Here is a 13,944-nt window from a genome sequence, read left to right as displayed (position 1 = left end):
TAAATCCTTGAAGTATCGCTTTGCTATTGTCGTCGGTAGATCAGGGAAAATACTTCGAAGCAATATGCCAACAAAGCCCTCAAAGAAACTCACACTTCACGATCATCTTTCTCGCCTCAATCTGAAGCGCGCCGAAAAATTACTCGGCCAAGATGCGAAGCGCCTGCTTAGCGAAGGGCGTCAATACGAGATCAATATCTCACAACAGGTGAAACTGGGGCGCAAACGCATACAGATACGCTTTCCAGAAGCAATCGGCGGAACACGAACTGCGGTCGTCACGCTCGACCTCTCGGAGCACAAACGTAACCGGCTCCAAATCACCTGCACTCATTGCGAACAGGAGAGCGAACTCAAAGGTGCTGTAATCGGCCTAATCTTGGAAAACAAACTCGAACTTGGCCTCTCCATTCCTCCGGGTGAAGAACCCGCATTTGAAACACTCGATCCAAAAGCGCTCAGGGCCTATGCCCTCGTCCAGCGTGAAAAGCGAGCGAGAGAGGAGCGGATGAAAATCACCAGTCAAGACCCGAGCACCCCGTGGACTGACTACACCATCTACAATTACCAATCCGGCAAAACCTACCGCGCCGCGCTTCGCAGCTTTGAGCCCGGCGATGCCTATTGCAGTTGCCGCGATTTCAAGACGAACCAGCTCGGCACCTGTAAACACCTCATCAAGCTAAAGGCCTACGTCCGTCGAAAATTTTCTGCCGAACAACTTGCTGAACCCTATGTTCAGCATGAGTTTGCCGTGGCTCTCGACTACGGAGAAACCATCACCCCTCGCCTACTCCGTCCTGAAAAACCAAAGCTATTCACCAAAACACGGACTCGGCTCAAAGCATACGCCTCACTTCCCAATCCGGCAGCACCCGAAGCCGTTCGCCGTCTGATTGAACTAATTCGCCAAATTGAAGCCGACGGACATGAAGTACGCATCTACCCTGATGCGGAAGAGTGGATTCAGGCGATCTTACTGCGCGACCATCTCGAAACAAAGGCCGCCATCATCCGCGAAAACCCTGAAGAGCACCCTCTTCGAAAATCCCTTCTAAAAACCGAACTACTCCCCTATCAGTTGGACGGTATCGCCTTTGCCGCCGGAGCTTGCCGCGCCATCCTTGCCGATGACATGGGTCTCGGTAAAACCATTCAGGGTATTGGCACAGCCGCTTACCTCAAAGCAGAGGCCAATATCAAGAAAGTCCTCATCATTTGCCCAGCCTCGCTCAAATCACAGTGGCTGACCGAGATCGGACGCTTTTCTGATCTGAGCGCACGCCAGATTCTGGGCTCCGCAGCCGAACGACCTCAGCAATACGCGAGCGAAGCCTTTTTCACGATTTGCAACTACGAGCAAATCATGCGCGACATTCTAAGCGTCGAGTCCTGCAAATGGGACCTCATCATACTCGACGAAGGCCAACGCATCAAAAACTGGGAGGCAAAAACCAGCCGAATTATCAAAGCACTGCGCTCCACCTTTGCGCTCGTGCTCAGCGGCACACCAATGGAAAACCGCATCGATGAGCTCTACTCAGTCGTTGAATTTATCGACGACCAGCGCCTCGGCCCAGCCTATCGCTTTTTCAATCAGCATCGATCAGTCAACGAAGACGGCCGCGTTACCGCCATCGAAAATCTGGATCAGCTGCGTAAGCGCATCGCCCCGATTCTTCTCCGTCGCACACGCGCCGAAGTCCTAGGCGAGCTTCCCCCTCGCACCACCCAAATCGTGCGTATCCCCGCAAAAGAGGAGCAAGCGGAACTTCATGCCGTCCATGCGCAAACCGTGGCAGCCATCACCCGGAAAAACTATCTCACTGAGATGGATTTCATCCGCCTGCAAAAGGCACTGCTCATGTGCCGCATGGCAGCGGACAGCACCACACTCGTAGACAAGCAACGCCCTGGCCACTCATCAAAGCTCGAGAAACTCAAAGAGCTGATCGAACAGTTGACCGCAGAGCCCGAGCGTAAAGTCGTCGTTTTCTCCGAGTGGACGCAGATGCTCGATCTCATCGAAGAGCAACTCGTCGAAGCTCAAGCAGGCTATGTCCGGCTCGACGGAAAAGTGCCTCAGAAGAAGCGGCAGCAGCTCGTTAAAACCTTCCAAGGAGATAGCGACTGCCGCTTCATTATCATGACGAATGCAGGCTCGACGGGTCTGAATCTCCAAGCAGCTGACACCGTCATCAACGTCGATCTTCCCTGGAACCCCGCTATCCTTGAGCAACGCATTGCCCGTGCGCACCGCATGGGCCAAAAACGCCCCGTCCACGTCTACGTGCTCGTCACGGAAGACACCCTTGAGGAACGCTTACTCGATACGATTTCGGCTAAAAAAGAACTCGCCAGCGCAGCAATCGATATCAATTCAGAGATTGATCGAGTCGACATGGAAAGCGGTATCGAAGAACTCAAGCGACGACTCGAAGTGCTCCTCGGATCTGAGCCACACGCAAATGTTGATGAAAGCCAACAACGCGAAACGGAAGCAGCCCTTCAGACTCGACGTAGCGAACTCGCCGCTAGCGGAGGACAAATGCTCAGCGCCACCTTCGCATTTCTCGAAAAGCTGCAGCCTAGGCCTACAAGTAAAGAAGCCATCGAAGCACAAAATGCATTGCAGAAACAATTTGCGGAAGGGCTCAGTCAATGTGTCACCCGAGACGAATCTGGCCGTCCAACACTGCAATTGACACTTCAAGACGAAGACAGCCTTCAAAACCTTGCGGCCAGTTTCGCAAGGTTCGCTTCGCTGGCCCAGACGCCGCCATCAAGCCAACAACGAGGAGCTACAGAATAAGCGGAAACGGCATACCACGAATTCAAGTAGCTAGCACTCGTTTTCAAACGCCACACGCATTCGCTCTATCTCGCCACGACTGATTCCCATCCTCTCTGCGATAGAATCCCAGCCGGCAACCGCCTCTCGGATCTCCTTGATGTAAGTATCCTGCTCCCGCTCTGAGAGTCGGAAATAATGCCCCACCGACCGAGCCAAATCCAGATCGCAGGCATTACTAACTTCGTCGATATTCAAAGCCAATCCTACAGCCCAAGGCTGCGGATTGAGATCGTAGGCCAGTGATAGTTTCCAACCAGATTCCCCAAGCAGAAAACCATGGTTTCGCAGATGATCATCCGTGTTATGTATGCAAATATTAAACACGATTCGCTTCCATAACTCTATAAGATCTGCCTCCACATTAGCACCATAGCGCTCGATTAAATCAACCAAGTCCAGATAGCTCGCCCCGGTTTTCGCTCCGTCCCCATCTTGATAGCCCAACAGGCACATTGCCGAAGCAAAATGCACTCGCCTCTGCCCCTGCCGATCAAAGCGCTGGCTCAGAAAAGTATGACCGGCTCCCGAAAATTTTTCCACTCTGGCAGACGCGACATTGAGTCCAGCCCCATGAGCAAGCTGCGTGACCACGCCCTCCCATGCGCCGACATCGTATTCGTCGTTGCGGCTAGGGAACTTTGCCACCCACAGATTGCCTTCGGGATCCAGCACACTGGCCTTAGGTCGCGCACCTCCGAGAGAAGTCCCCGGAGCGAGCAGCATTTGCAGCCATTGCACATAATGCGGATCTTCCGAATCTGCCGCTTCAAAGTTAAGAGACGCCTGCTCCAACTCTCGAAGCATATGCATTGGAGGCACTGAAAGCGCTTCATCTTCGGCGAGAAAAGCGCCATCCAAATCCAACTTGAAGCGTAAACCGCCCATTCGGCAAGTGTCAGCAGCTGCGAGCACATAGTCTGACTCATACAAACTCCTTGGCTCTTTCTCTAAGGCTGCTCGACGCTGAATCAACAACCGCCCCCAGCGATCCGGAGCAGAGTCAGTCAAAAGACCAAATGCACTAGACGCATCGGGATATTGACGCCCTTGGACCAATTGCAGACGAGGATCAAGCAGCATAGCGTCTCCCTGCTTCAACCATTCCTGCTCATACTCAAATGCAAGCACCTCCTCCCCACGCACCACGGAGCGATGCATCACCCCCATCAAGGCGGGCTTCTCCAACCACACCCAATCCGCATAAACATAGATCGGTGGTCGCTCAGCCATTTAAGGCCTTTCGCCGAGGAGCCCTTTTCTTTGTAACCAGATCCAAATCCTGAAGTTTACGACCCATTTGATCATCCAAAGCCAATAGTCCGAAATCAGCCTCCAAGCCTAACACTCGGAGCACTTGAAAGTAACTCCCCATTGCCACATTGGGATCCCCCAATTCTATCTTGTGCAACGTCGCCCGACTGATACCAGAGCGCTCCGCCACCAATGTAGCCGAAAGGCGGCGACGTAAACGGGCCAACTTTAACCGCTCACCGAATTGAGTGAATTGGCGGCGTTGACGAGGAAGCAAATTCACTGAACGCTGCATAATGCTTATAAAAAACGACAAAAATAGGTATATTGTCAATTTTAATAAACATTATAATCAATTCTCCTCTCCTATCGAATAAGATTCAGCGATTCCAAAGCTACGAGACAAAGATACGGCACAACGCTCACAGCAGCGTGGTCGGGATGACTGGATTCGAACCAGCGACCTCTGCGTCCCGAACGCAGCGCTCTGCCAGGCTGAGCTACATCCCGTTAGAAGCAGGACCGAATCAGACCTCCCGCGGTATGGCAAGACCGCTTCTGCCGTGGATCATTGCCCGAAATCCAGATCGAGAAAAATGGGGCGGTGATCGGTGCCGACCCGCCAGTAGAAAGAGTCTAGGATCTTACCCTCCGCGCCTTTTACACAACGAGACAAATCAGTGGACGCCAGAAAAAAGTCCACGCGCTCATAACGGTCGAATTTCTCGTAGTGGTAGGTCCACTTTTCGCCGCGTGAGTCAAAGGCGTCGATCATCCGTGTAATCTGTGTGTCGCCGCGATTGGCGAATCTCCTCAGGGAGGCGCTATCCCGGTGATCGTTGAAGTCTCCGACCACTAGAAAATATCCGTCCCCGTTCGGAAACTGCTCGAGAATGCGGTCACGAGCCGCCCTCGCCTCCTTTTCCCTGCGTTCTCTCGAGTCTGGATCTGAATCATTGTCCGTTAACCGGCTCTTGAGATGAACGACAAACAAGCTCCAGAAATCCTCTCCATTCTCCTGTTGAGGAAACACCACTTCGAGAAGCCCGCGCTTCATTTTCATCCGCTCTCCAAAGTAGGGGAAATCCATATCCCTGTGTGGAATCACCTCAAGTGGCTCGATTTTCGAAAGAACCGCAACATGACGCTCCTCATCTTCTCCCTCCATCAGGATCATATAGGGGAAAACCTGTCCCTCCTTTTCCAAATCCTCCTGAAATTCCCTGAGCAGAAGGCCAGGACCCATCTCCTGGACTGCGAGAATATCGGGGTTAATTTCTAAAACCGCTCTTCTCAGTGCAGCCTTTTCGACTTCAGGCTTCGGATAGTCCTTCACCCATCGATTGTCTACCCTCCGGTCCATGATGAGATAGTTTTGTAAATTCATGGAAGCGACACGGATTTCCCCTGCGCCTGCGATGGAACCGAAGACTATAAGCAGAAAAATGTGTTTCAGAGGTCCTCTCACCACCTCTCGCTTCCCCCATCGGGATCGGTATCGGTATCGAGTCCATTACATTCCTCTTTAACGGCATAGCCTCGCTTCCCCAATCGGCTCAGCATTGCTACCATTCGATCCAGATCAACCTTCAGCTCATTGCTTTCCATCTCACTCAACGCCTCTCCAGCGACAAGGACATCCTGGATTGCTGCGCATTCAAGTGCAGACCCTCTCGCGATCTCGAAGAATCTCCTTCGATCAGGCTCAGTAGCCTTGCCGTTACCCTCGGCGATATTCAGAGGAATCGACTGGCTCGCCCTCAGCCACTGATCTCGGGCGTGACGGTGAAGGCCATTCAAATTATTAGAATAGCCAAAAACTCGGGAAACGTAGAGAACTGCCAATCTGTAAACATCCAATTTCTCGTGTCCGAAGCTCATCGTGATTCGATTCTGGAGGTTCTCCGATTTATTGATGTCGCTCCGCTCGCTACGATACCGATCGCGATGCCGATTCTCTTTACTCAGGCCAACTGTGCACTCTCTTCTTCGGGAGTCTTCGGCGAATCCGCCAATGCCTTCAAACTCTTCTCCCGCTCCCTCAAGGTCGGATGGGAGTAGTGAAAGCGACTATAGCTTGGATGGGGGATCAAGTTACCGAGATTCTTCTTATACATTGCCCGAAGCGCTGAGATAAGCGGTTTAGGCGATCCCATTGCGTCGCGGGCAAAGCGGTCGGCCTCATACTCATGCCTGCGGGATAACCAGTTGAAAAGCGGACTGATCCAGAAAGTCACTAATCCCCCCAGAATGACGAAAAGAAGAAAGGCAGGTACATAACGCGCCATTTCCCCATAGAGTGCGGGACTAAGGTCGAAACCGAACCCGCCAATGAACCAGTCCTGCCCGGAAAGCCATTGCAGGATCCAAAAACCGAGAGCCAAACTTACTGCTGAAACTGCAATCATCCGCGGGATGTGACCTTTTCGGTAATGGCCGATCTCATGGGCCAAAACCGCCTCGATCTCCTCCGGGTTCAGCTGTTCAATCAAAGTGTCAAACAGGACGATTCTCCGAAACCGCCCAAACCCGGTGAAGTAAGCATTGGAGTGGGAAGAACGCTTACTCCCGTCAATGACCTGGATGGTTTTGGCCTTGAATCCAGTGCGATCCGCCAGAGCCATCAGGCGATCATTCAGTTCTCCTTCGTCAAGGGGCTGAAGCTTGTTGAACAGCGGCACGATAAGAATCGGATAGAGAACGAGCATCAGTAGCTGCACTCCAAATACGACAGCAAAGCCGATCAGCCACCAGAACTCCGAGAACCGTGTAGGGATCCAGAGAATAAGAGCGGCCAGCGGGACACCGATCGCGTAGGTAAGCAATAGACCCTTTGCCTTATCAGACCACCAAAGTTTCAAGGTAGTTTTGTTGAATCCAAACGATTCCTCCAATCGAAATTGCGAATACCAATCGAAGGGCAACCCCGGAAGCGACAAGACAAACAAAAGGGTTACAAACACGAGTGCCTGCCCCCAAAGGCCAAATCCAAGCCACCCGGAAAGCAGGTCGTAGAGAAAGGGTAATACCCCAAGCAAAAGCACCAGCGCCAAAACTATCCCGTCGAAGAAAATCTCTTTCCGCCCCAGCCGAGATTTCGCCAACGTGTAGTCGTTGGATTTGTCGAAAGTTTCCCGATCGAAAACACCCTTAAAAACCGAAGGCAAATGGTGCCGGTTTCGCGCTACATAGTCTGCGTTTAGCCGCTCGAGAAAGAACTCAAAACAGACTTTCAAGGTAAGAATCACAATTACCGCCAAGAGTATAACCGTCATCTCCCGTACTGGAGTCTGTTGCGGAAAGATTTGCAAGAAAGATGGGAGACTGCTTGTTTTCGTAGTCTCAAACCGCTTTATTTACCGTTTATGAGCAAAAAAAACGAAGAGGAAATTTCCTATGAGGAAGCCTTCGGGAAGCTTCAGGAAATCGTCTCCCGGCTGGAGGAAGATGAGCCCGACCTCGACCATTTGGTGCGCGATTATGAGGAGGGTATGGCACTGCTCAAAACTTGTCACGAACGCCTGAATGAGGCGGCTCTCCGTATCGAGAAAGTTGCCGATGACGAAAAAATGTCACTTGAGCCATTTGAAAGAACCTCCTCCCCAACAGAGGCCAGTTAACCCGAGTGCCCCAGAACGCCAGTGAATAACGACAGCATTTTGGCCAGGATTCAGGGTCCTGCTGATGTAAAGGAATTGGAAAAAGACCAACTCGATGAGCTGGCAACAGAGATCCGAAAACGGGTGATCGAGGTCACGGCTGCCAATGGCGGCCATATCGGACCTAACCTTGGCGTGGTTGAGCTCAGTATCGCGCTCCACCGGGTATTCGACACGCCTACTGATCGCTTTGTTTTTGATGTCTCTCACCAAGGCTATGTCCACAAACTCCTAACCGGCCGAAACGATGATCAATTTACCAAAATCCGGAAAGCGGGCGGCTACAGCGGCTTTCTCAACCGGTCCGAGAGCGAACATGATTGTTACGGAGCGGGCCACGCGGGCACTGCCCTTTCGGCTGCTCTCGGTATGGCCGCTGCCCGCGATCAGGCCGGAGGTGACGAACACGTAGTGGCCATTTGCGGGGACGCCGCGTTCACCTGTGGCATCACCCTGGAAGCCCTCAACAACATCACTGATTCCACGAAACGTTTGGTTGTAATTCTCAACGACAACGAATGGTCGATCGATAAGAACGTTGGTGCACTCTCTCGCTACTTCAATGAGCTGATCACCACGCCTTTCTACAACCGGATCAATGAAGACCTGGAGTCCTTTTTAAAGCGGGTTCCGGGCGGCGATGCTTTGATTCGCCTCGGATCGAAGTGGAAGCGCGAAACCAAGGATTTCTTTACCTCATCCTCTATTTTCGAAAACTTCGGACTCCGCTACATTGGTCCAATCGACGGTCACAACCTGAGCGAGCTGGAGCAGTACCTACTCTTTGCGAAAAATGCGCCTGAACCCCTCGTCTTGCACGTAATTACCCAGAAAGGAAAAGGCAGCGATGTGGCACTCGCCCAACCGGAAAAGTTCCATGGGACTTCGCCATTCGATCCAAAAACCGGCTCTTCCAAACCAGGCTCCGCCAACCCGCCTCCCAAGTACCAGGACGTTTTAGGAAACGCCGTCGTGGCCCACTGTAAGAAGGACAAAACAGTCATCGGAATTACTGCCGCCATGCCAAGTGGAACGGGGTTGAACCTGTTACGAGATTCGCTTCCTCAGCAATATTACGATGTGGGCATTGCTGAAGAGCATGCAGTGCTTTTTGCAGCGGGAATGGCGACTAGCGGAATGCATCCCGTATGCGCAATTTACTCGACCTTTTTGCAGAGAGCCTTCGATCCCATCGTTCACGACATTTGCCTGCAAAATCTACCCGTCCTTTTCTGTATGGACCGCGCTGGTCTCTCTCCTAACGATGGCGCAACTCACCACGGGCTGTTTGACATTGCTTACGTCCGAAGCATTCCCCGAACCGTGATTATGCAGCCTAAGGATGAAGATGAGCTTACCGACATGATAGCGACGGGCTTGCATCACCAAGGCCCCGCCTTCATCCGCTACCCTCGTGGAAACGCAGAGGGCGTTCCGATCAAAGAAGAACCCAAGATCCTTGAGATTGGAAAAGCCGAAGTTCTTCGGAGAGGTGAAGAGATTCAGATCTGGGCTTTGGGCCCAATGGTTCACGAAGCAGACATTCTCGCTTCCCGAGTGTCTGAAGTGACCGGCTTCCGTGTAGGCGTTGTGAATGCGCGGTTTGCCAAACCCCTCGATCGCAAACTTCTCGGTGAGCAAGCCGCTTCCGCAAAGCTCTTTGTGACTCTTGAAGATCACGTCCGATCAGGTGGATTTGGTTCGGCTATTCTAGAAACGCTCTCGGAGTCGGGACACACCTTACCTGTGGAAAGAATCGGTTGGCCGGACCGTTTCGTTGACCACGGAAATTCCGACTCCGATCTTCGGGAGGCGAACGGACTTGGTCCAAACGATATGCTCGATGCTGTGCTTCGCCGGTTAGAGAAAATGGTTCCGGACAGGGAAGACTCAGATGACATGCCCGAAAACCCAGTTAAGGATAATCTCTCCGATGAAGGTGCATTACAGACCGAACCGGAGCAGGAGCAACCGCTGACCGGAAGCTGAACCGATTCTGGTATTTTGGTTTTACACGAGCGGGATCCCGTCATGTGTAGCTAGCCGAAAGAACCCGTATTCTGCCATGACACCTGTAGACCGAGATAAACGAGCGGGACTTCTATTTGGTTCTTTCGCGGCAGACGCCCTTTCCCTTGGAGTCCATTGGATTTACGACACCGATGAATTGGAGGGCAAATTCGGATATGTGGATCAGTTTTACGCGCCTGGGAAAGACTCCTATCATCCGAATAAGGAAGCTGGGGCGCAAAGCCACGTAGGTGATCAAGCACTCCAACTCGCTCAGTTCCTGAACAACAATCGCTCTTGGAGCGGAGAGGCTTTTTTCCGCGATTGGACCACTTTGTGGGCGGACTACAACCACTATTTTGACCATGCAACCAAGACGGTTTTGGAAAACATCCAAAACGGCCTGGGTGTCTATGAAGCGGCGAGCGAATCAAGGGAATTGGCCGGGCCTGGCAGGATAGCCCCTCTGGTGGCCTTTCTTTTCGAAGAGTCTGAAGAAGTGGTCGTGAAAGCCTGCGTTGAGCAGACGGTTCTGACCCACAATTCCCCGGAAACTTTGGAAGCTACCACTTTTCTGGCGTCGGCAACCCACCGTCTGGGAAAAGGTGCTCCGCTTACGGATACTTTAAAGGAGACCGCGCCGCAGTGGGCCTTCGAAAAGGCTGAAAGCGTTCAGGATCAAGAGGCCATCGAAGCCATTGGAAAACTCGGTCAATCGTGCACCACTCCTTCTGCCTTACCCGCGGTCATCTACCTCGCCCTTCGCCACGGTGAAGACCTTCCGAAAGCCTTTTCTGAAAACGCAATGGCGGGGGGCGACAATTGTGCCCGTGCCCTTGCACTGGGAATGCTCTTAGGCGCAGCGCACGGGATCGAGAGAATCCCACCGCAGTGGATAGAGAACCTCACCTCAAAAGGAACACTGAAGTCTCTTTTGAAGTGATCTTTTAGGTATTGCACTCTCACGCTTTGCTTCCTTGTGGGCCTGCAGGCGCTCGCAGGAGCACCCTAAAAAGGCACAACCCAAAGAAGAGGAAGGACCGCCTTCTAGAGCCCTTAAGAGAAAACCTTGTTCAACGTCTCTCAAAATGAGAACCTCCTGCCCAATGCCACGTAAATCAAAGAAGGAAGAGGACGAAGGACCGAAGAAAAAATCCGTCTACTCGCTCAAGCTTGACGACTCGGAGCGCGACAAGCTGAGAGAGATTCTTGAGTCGGGTCCTTACTTTGACTTTACGGTCGAGTATTCCGATTTCGCCTACAAGGGGGATGGTTTTAACGTGGTTTGTTACCAAAGTGGAAAAGTCGTGATTCAAGGTAAAGGAACCGAAGACTTTGTTCGAGATGTTCTGGAGGCTCAGGTAACGGGTGACCCGCAGCTCGGCTACGACGAAGTCCATCACCCGGAATGGTTCGAGCCTCATGCAGGACTTGACGAGAGTGGAAAAGGAGATCTGTTCGGCCCGCTAGTCGTTGCCTGCGTAATTGCTGACGGTTCGGCAGTCCGAACCTGGATGGACAACGGGGTTCAGGACAGCAAAAGCATCTCCTCGGACAACCGGATCCTCGCTCTGGACAAAGAGATTCGCAAAACCACTGGCGTCACGATCAAAACCCTTTTTGCCGGGATGCCCAAATACAATGCCCTGCACGGTAAGTTTGGTTCCAATACGAACCGCCTGATGGCTTGGATGCACGCGACTGCCCTGAAAGAAGCTCTGGAAACCCAGCCAGTCGAATGGGGAATGCTCGACCAGTTTACCAAACAACCGCTGGTTCAACGTAATCTGAAAGGGCTGAATTTTGATCTCCGTATGATGCCCCGCGCCGAATCCGATCCAGTGGTCGCCGCAGCCTCAATCGTCGCAAGAGCCGTCTACGTCCGGCAGATGAAGAAACTCTCTGAGGAAGCCGGCTTGGACCTCCTTCGGGGCGCGAGTGCTCAGGTAAAGCAACAGGCCGTGGAGCTTGTGCAAAAGTTTGGAGCCGAGGAGCTCGAACGTTTTGCCAAAACCCACTTTAAGACCGCTTCGGAGGCGGTGGAATTGGCGGGAGGTTGATCGCTTCGAAGACGAACGTTTAACTCTAGACTCTCAACGCTGAACATTGAAAGAGATGCAACTTCGCTCTAAGTTTAGAGTTGGAAGTTCAACGTGTAAGGTTCGCGCTTTTTAGACTTTAACATGACCGCAGACGCACCCCGCAACTTTTCTCCCGATCCGTTCCCGTATCACCACCAGGTTGAGCTACGGGTAGATCGTCTGACCAACCTCGGTGCCGGAGTTGGGCGGGTGAATGATTGGGTGGTGATGGTTCCCTACGCTCTTCCGGGCGAGTTGGTGCGGACACGCATCTACCGCAATCGTCCGAACTTTTCTGAGGGTGACTTGATTGAAGTTCTTGAACCCTCCCCTGATCGAGTAGAACCAAGGTGTGATCTGTTTGGCACCTGTGGAGGTTGCCAGTATCAACAGTTGGCTTATCCGGCCCAGCTGGAATGGAAACAGGAACAGGTCAGAGAGGTTTTCGAAAGAATTGGAGGAATCACCGAAACCATTAATCTGCCAAAGCGTTCGCCCAAAGAGTTTGGATATCGCTCAAAGATCACACCGCATTTCCAGAGGTGGCAGGATGGAGGTCGGTTCCCTATCGGCTTCCTCAAATTTGGTCAGAGGGGCCGCATTGTCGATGTCCCTCATTGCCCAATTGCTACAGATGCGATCAACGAAAAGCTTCCGGAGGTCAGGCGGATTTCCCTAACCACTCCTCCTAAAGGAAAGAAGCGTAAAGGTGCTACGCTTCTTCTCAGAGATGTGATGGAAGGCGTGGAAACCGATGCGAAGGCACTGGTGACCGAGCGCGTGGGAAACATCGTTTTCCAGTTTAAAGCGGGCGAGTTCTTCCAAAACAATCCCTTCATTCTCCCTGACTTTGCTAATTACGTAGGTGACCAGGCCTCCAAAGGGTCACGCTATTTGATCGATGCCTATTGTGGGTCCGGCCTATTCTCCCTTACTGCCGCTTCCCGTTTCGACCGGGTTGTGGGAATCGAAGTCTCCGCGGCCGCGGTAACCCTTGCGGACTCAAACGCCGCCCTCAACCGGATCAAGAATGCAGAATTTCGCGCGGGTGAAGCCGAGGCAATTTTTACGGAAGTAACAGATCTACCCGCAGACGAAACGAGCGTAATCATTGATCCCCCTCGTCGAGGTTGTGACGAGCAGTTCCTTCATCAGCTCATTGCCTATTTGCCCCGTAGAATCGTCTACGTATCCTGCGATCCAGCAACCCAAGCGCGCGATCTCAGAATCCTCACTGAATCCGCCTATCGAATCGAGGAGATCCAGCCCTTCGACCTGTTCCCCCAAACGCGGCATATTGAAAACGTGGTCACTCTGTCGAGGTGACCAAATAGCTACTGTGAAGAATCCCAACGTTACCGAATCTGTTTGAAGATCACCTATTTTCATGCATGAATTCATGCATGGCTACAAAGACAATTACGTTAGAAATTGATGCTTATGACAAGCTGCGCCGAGCTAAGAGAGGCCGTGAGTCGTTTTCCTCTGTGGTGCGGCGAGCTACCTTTACCCCGGAGTTATCAACCGGTGAGTCGATCCTCGAAGATGCGACAAGACTAATGTCTTCGAGAGATGGAGTGAAGAATACTCAAGAGGAATACTGGAAAAAGGTAGCTGCTTTCGAAGCCGAAAGCCATGTTCCGTCACCGAGTCCATGGGATGATCAAAAATGATCTTAGATACCTGTTTTTTGATCGACCTGCACAAGGAAATTCGACGTCGCAAACCAGGAATCAGCCAAAGCTTCCTCGAAGAGCATCGACAGACCCCTTTTGCCATATCGGAAATCACCGCTATCGAGTTCCTCGAGGGTTTCGAGGATCCAAAAGACGGAGAGCGCTTCCTGAGTCCCTTCAGGAGGGTTAGTATCGATTCAGTCGTCACCGATCAGGCAGCAACGATCAGACGCTCACTCCGTCTGTCCGGGTCGATGATTGGTGACTTCGACATATTGATCGCTGCTTCAGCCATGGCACTCGCACTTCCAATCGTCACGAAAGACGAAGATCACTTTTCTAGAATCCCTGGCCTCAAGATCATCCTGTATTGAAGAAAAACCTGCCCCAAAGGGTCATCGGTCTCACTGTAG

Annotated in this window: 13 protein-coding genes and 1 tRNA gene; 8 read left to right on the top strand and 6 right to left on the bottom strand. The window is 52.2% G+C overall.

The features are described 5' to 3' along the window. The first annotated feature begins 64 nt into the window (after positions 1 to 64). The gene (locus AAGJ81_00120) at positions 65 to 2,812 is read left to right on the top strand and encodes a DEAD/DEAH box helicase (GenBank protein MEM0964538.1); all 2,748 of its coding nucleotides are present in this window, start codon (positions 65 to 67) and stop codon (positions 2,810 to 2,812) included. A 30-nt stretch (positions 2,813 to 2,842) separates the two neighbouring features. On the opposite strand, the gene AAGJ81_00115 is transcribed toward AAGJ81_00120, so the two are convergent. From AAGJ81_00115 to AAGJ81_00090, 6 genes are all read right to left on the bottom strand, one after another. Then, complete coding sequence (locus AAGJ81_00115) at positions 2,843 to 4,084, bottom strand: HipA domain-containing protein (GenBank protein MEM0964537.1); 1,242 nt, start codon at positions 4,082 to 4,084, stop codon at positions 2,843 to 2,845. Next, positions 4,077 to 4,400, bottom strand: coding sequence for a helix-turn-helix domain-containing protein (locus tag AAGJ81_00110; GenBank protein ID MEM0964536.1), 324 nt, complete (start codon positions 4,398 to 4,400; stop codon positions 4,077 to 4,079). The genes AAGJ81_00115 and AAGJ81_00110 overlap by 8 nt, the downstream gene beginning before the upstream one ends. Positions 4,401 to 4,538: 138 nt before the next feature. Continuing rightward, positions 4,539 to 4,615, bottom strand: a tRNA-Pro gene (locus AAGJ81_00105). A gap of 58 nt (positions 4,616 to 4,673) precedes the next feature. After that, positions 4,674 to 5,492, bottom strand: a complete 819-nt coding sequence (locus tag AAGJ81_00100; GenBank protein ID MEM0964535.1) for an endonuclease/exonuclease/phosphatase family protein — start codon at positions 5,490 to 5,492, stop codon at positions 4,674 to 4,676. Between the two features lie 77 nt (positions 5,493 to 5,569). Continuing rightward, on the bottom strand, positions 5,570 to 5,986 hold the full coding sequence (locus AAGJ81_00095; protein MEM0964534.1) for a four helix bundle protein: 417 nt from the start codon (positions 5,984 to 5,986) through the stop codon (positions 5,570 to 5,572). Between the two features lie 83 nt (positions 5,987 to 6,069). Next, entirely contained in the window at positions 6,070 to 7,380 is a 1,311-nt protein-coding gene (locus AAGJ81_00090; GenBank protein ID MEM0964533.1) for a M48 family metallopeptidase, read from the bottom strand. A 90-nt stretch (positions 7,381 to 7,470) separates the two neighbouring features. Between AAGJ81_00090 and xseB the strand changes: the two genes are divergently transcribed. From xseB to AAGJ81_00055, 7 genes are all read left to right on the top strand, one after another. Continuing rightward, positions 7,471 to 7,725: an exodeoxyribonuclease VII small subunit gene (gene xseB / locus AAGJ81_00085; GenBank protein MEM0964532.1), complete on the top strand. Its 255-nt coding sequence runs from the start codon at positions 7,471 to 7,473 to the stop codon at positions 7,723 to 7,725. Between the two features lie 21 nt (positions 7,726 to 7,746). Continuing rightward, the gene (gene dxs / locus AAGJ81_00080; protein ID MEM0964531.1) at positions 7,747 to 9,753 is read left to right on the top strand and encodes a 1-deoxy-D-xylulose-5-phosphate synthase; all 2,007 of its coding nucleotides are present in this window, start codon (positions 7,747 to 7,749) and stop codon (positions 9,751 to 9,753) included. A 76-nt stretch (positions 9,754 to 9,829) separates the two neighbouring features. Beyond that, complete coding sequence (locus tag AAGJ81_00075) at positions 9,830 to 10,717, top strand: ADP-ribosylglycohydrolase family protein (GenBank protein ID MEM0964530.1); 888 nt, start codon at positions 9,830 to 9,832, stop codon at positions 10,715 to 10,717. A gap of 163 nt (positions 10,718 to 10,880) precedes the next feature. Then, positions 10,881 to 11,834, top strand: coding sequence for a ribonuclease HIII (gene rnhC, locus AAGJ81_00070; GenBank protein ID MEM0964529.1), 954 nt, complete (start codon positions 10,881 to 10,883; stop codon positions 11,832 to 11,834). A 123-nt stretch (positions 11,835 to 11,957) separates the two neighbouring features. After that, the gene (locus AAGJ81_00065) at positions 11,958 to 13,181 is read left to right on the top strand and encodes a class I SAM-dependent RNA methyltransferase (GenBank protein MEM0964528.1); all 1,224 of its coding nucleotides are present in this window, start codon (positions 11,958 to 11,960) and stop codon (positions 13,179 to 13,181) included. A 77-nt stretch (positions 13,182 to 13,258) separates the two neighbouring features. Beyond that, on the top strand, positions 13,259 to 13,528 hold the full coding sequence (locus tag AAGJ81_00060) for an antitoxin VapB family protein (GenBank protein MEM0964527.1): 270 nt from the start codon (positions 13,259 to 13,261) through the stop codon (positions 13,526 to 13,528). Further along, complete coding sequence (locus tag AAGJ81_00055) at positions 13,525 to 13,905, top strand: type II toxin-antitoxin system VapC family toxin (protein ID MEM0964526.1); 381 nt, start codon at positions 13,525 to 13,527, stop codon at positions 13,903 to 13,905. Before AAGJ81_00060 ends, AAGJ81_00055 begins: the two co-directional genes overlap by 4 nt. Positions 13,906 to 13,944 lie beyond the last annotated feature (39 nt).

It is taken from the genome of Verrucomicrobiota bacterium (genome assembly GCA_038744685.1).
Classification (GTDB): domain Bacteria; phylum Verrucomicrobiota; class Verrucomicrobiia; order Opitutales; family Puniceicoccaceae; genus Puniceicoccus.
Note: the sequence above shows the minus strand (reverse complement) of the source record. Positions and strands in the feature narration are given on the sequence as shown.

Coding starts and splice junctions, on each gene's coding strand:
- AAGJ81_00120 (MEM0964538.1), top strand. CDS start 65: ATGCCAACAAAGCCCTCAAAGAAACTCACACTTCACGATCATCTTTCT.
- AAGJ81_00115 (MEM0964537.1), bottom strand. CDS start 4,084: ATGGCTGAGCGACCACCGATCTATGTTTATGCGGATTGGGTGTGGTTG.
- AAGJ81_00110 (MEM0964536.1), bottom strand. CDS start 4,400: ATGCAGCGTTCAGTGAATTTGCTTCCTCGTCAACGCCGCCAATTCACT.
- AAGJ81_00100 (MEM0964535.1), bottom strand. CDS start 5,492: ATGAATTTACAAAACTATCTCATCATGGACCGGAGGGTAGACAATCGA.
- AAGJ81_00095 (MEM0964534.1), bottom strand. CDS start 5,986: ATGAGCTTCGGACACGAGAAATTGGATGTTTACAGATTGGCAGTTCTC.
- AAGJ81_00090 (MEM0964533.1), bottom strand. CDS start 7,380: ATGACGGTTATACTCTTGGCGGTAATTGTGATTCTTACCTTGAAAGTC.
- xseB (MEM0964532.1), top strand. CDS start 7,471: ATGAGCAAAAAAAACGAAGAGGAAATTTCCTATGAGGAAGCCTTCGGG.
- AAGJ81_00075 (MEM0964530.1), top strand. CDS start 9,830: ATGACACCTGTAGACCGAGATAAACGAGCGGGACTTCTATTTGGTTCT.
- rnhC (MEM0964529.1), top strand. CDS start 10,881: ATGCCACGTAAATCAAAGAAGGAAGAGGACGAAGGACCGAAGAAAAAA.
- AAGJ81_00065 (MEM0964528.1), top strand. CDS start 11,958: ATGACCGCAGACGCACCCCGCAACTTTTCTCCCGATCCGTTCCCGTAT.
- AAGJ81_00060 (MEM0964527.1), top strand. CDS start 13,259: ATGGCTACAAAGACAATTACGTTAGAAATTGATGCTTATGACAAGCTG.
- AAGJ81_00055 (MEM0964526.1), top strand. CDS start 13,525: ATGATCTTAGATACCTGTTTTTTGATCGACCTGCACAAGGAAATTCGA.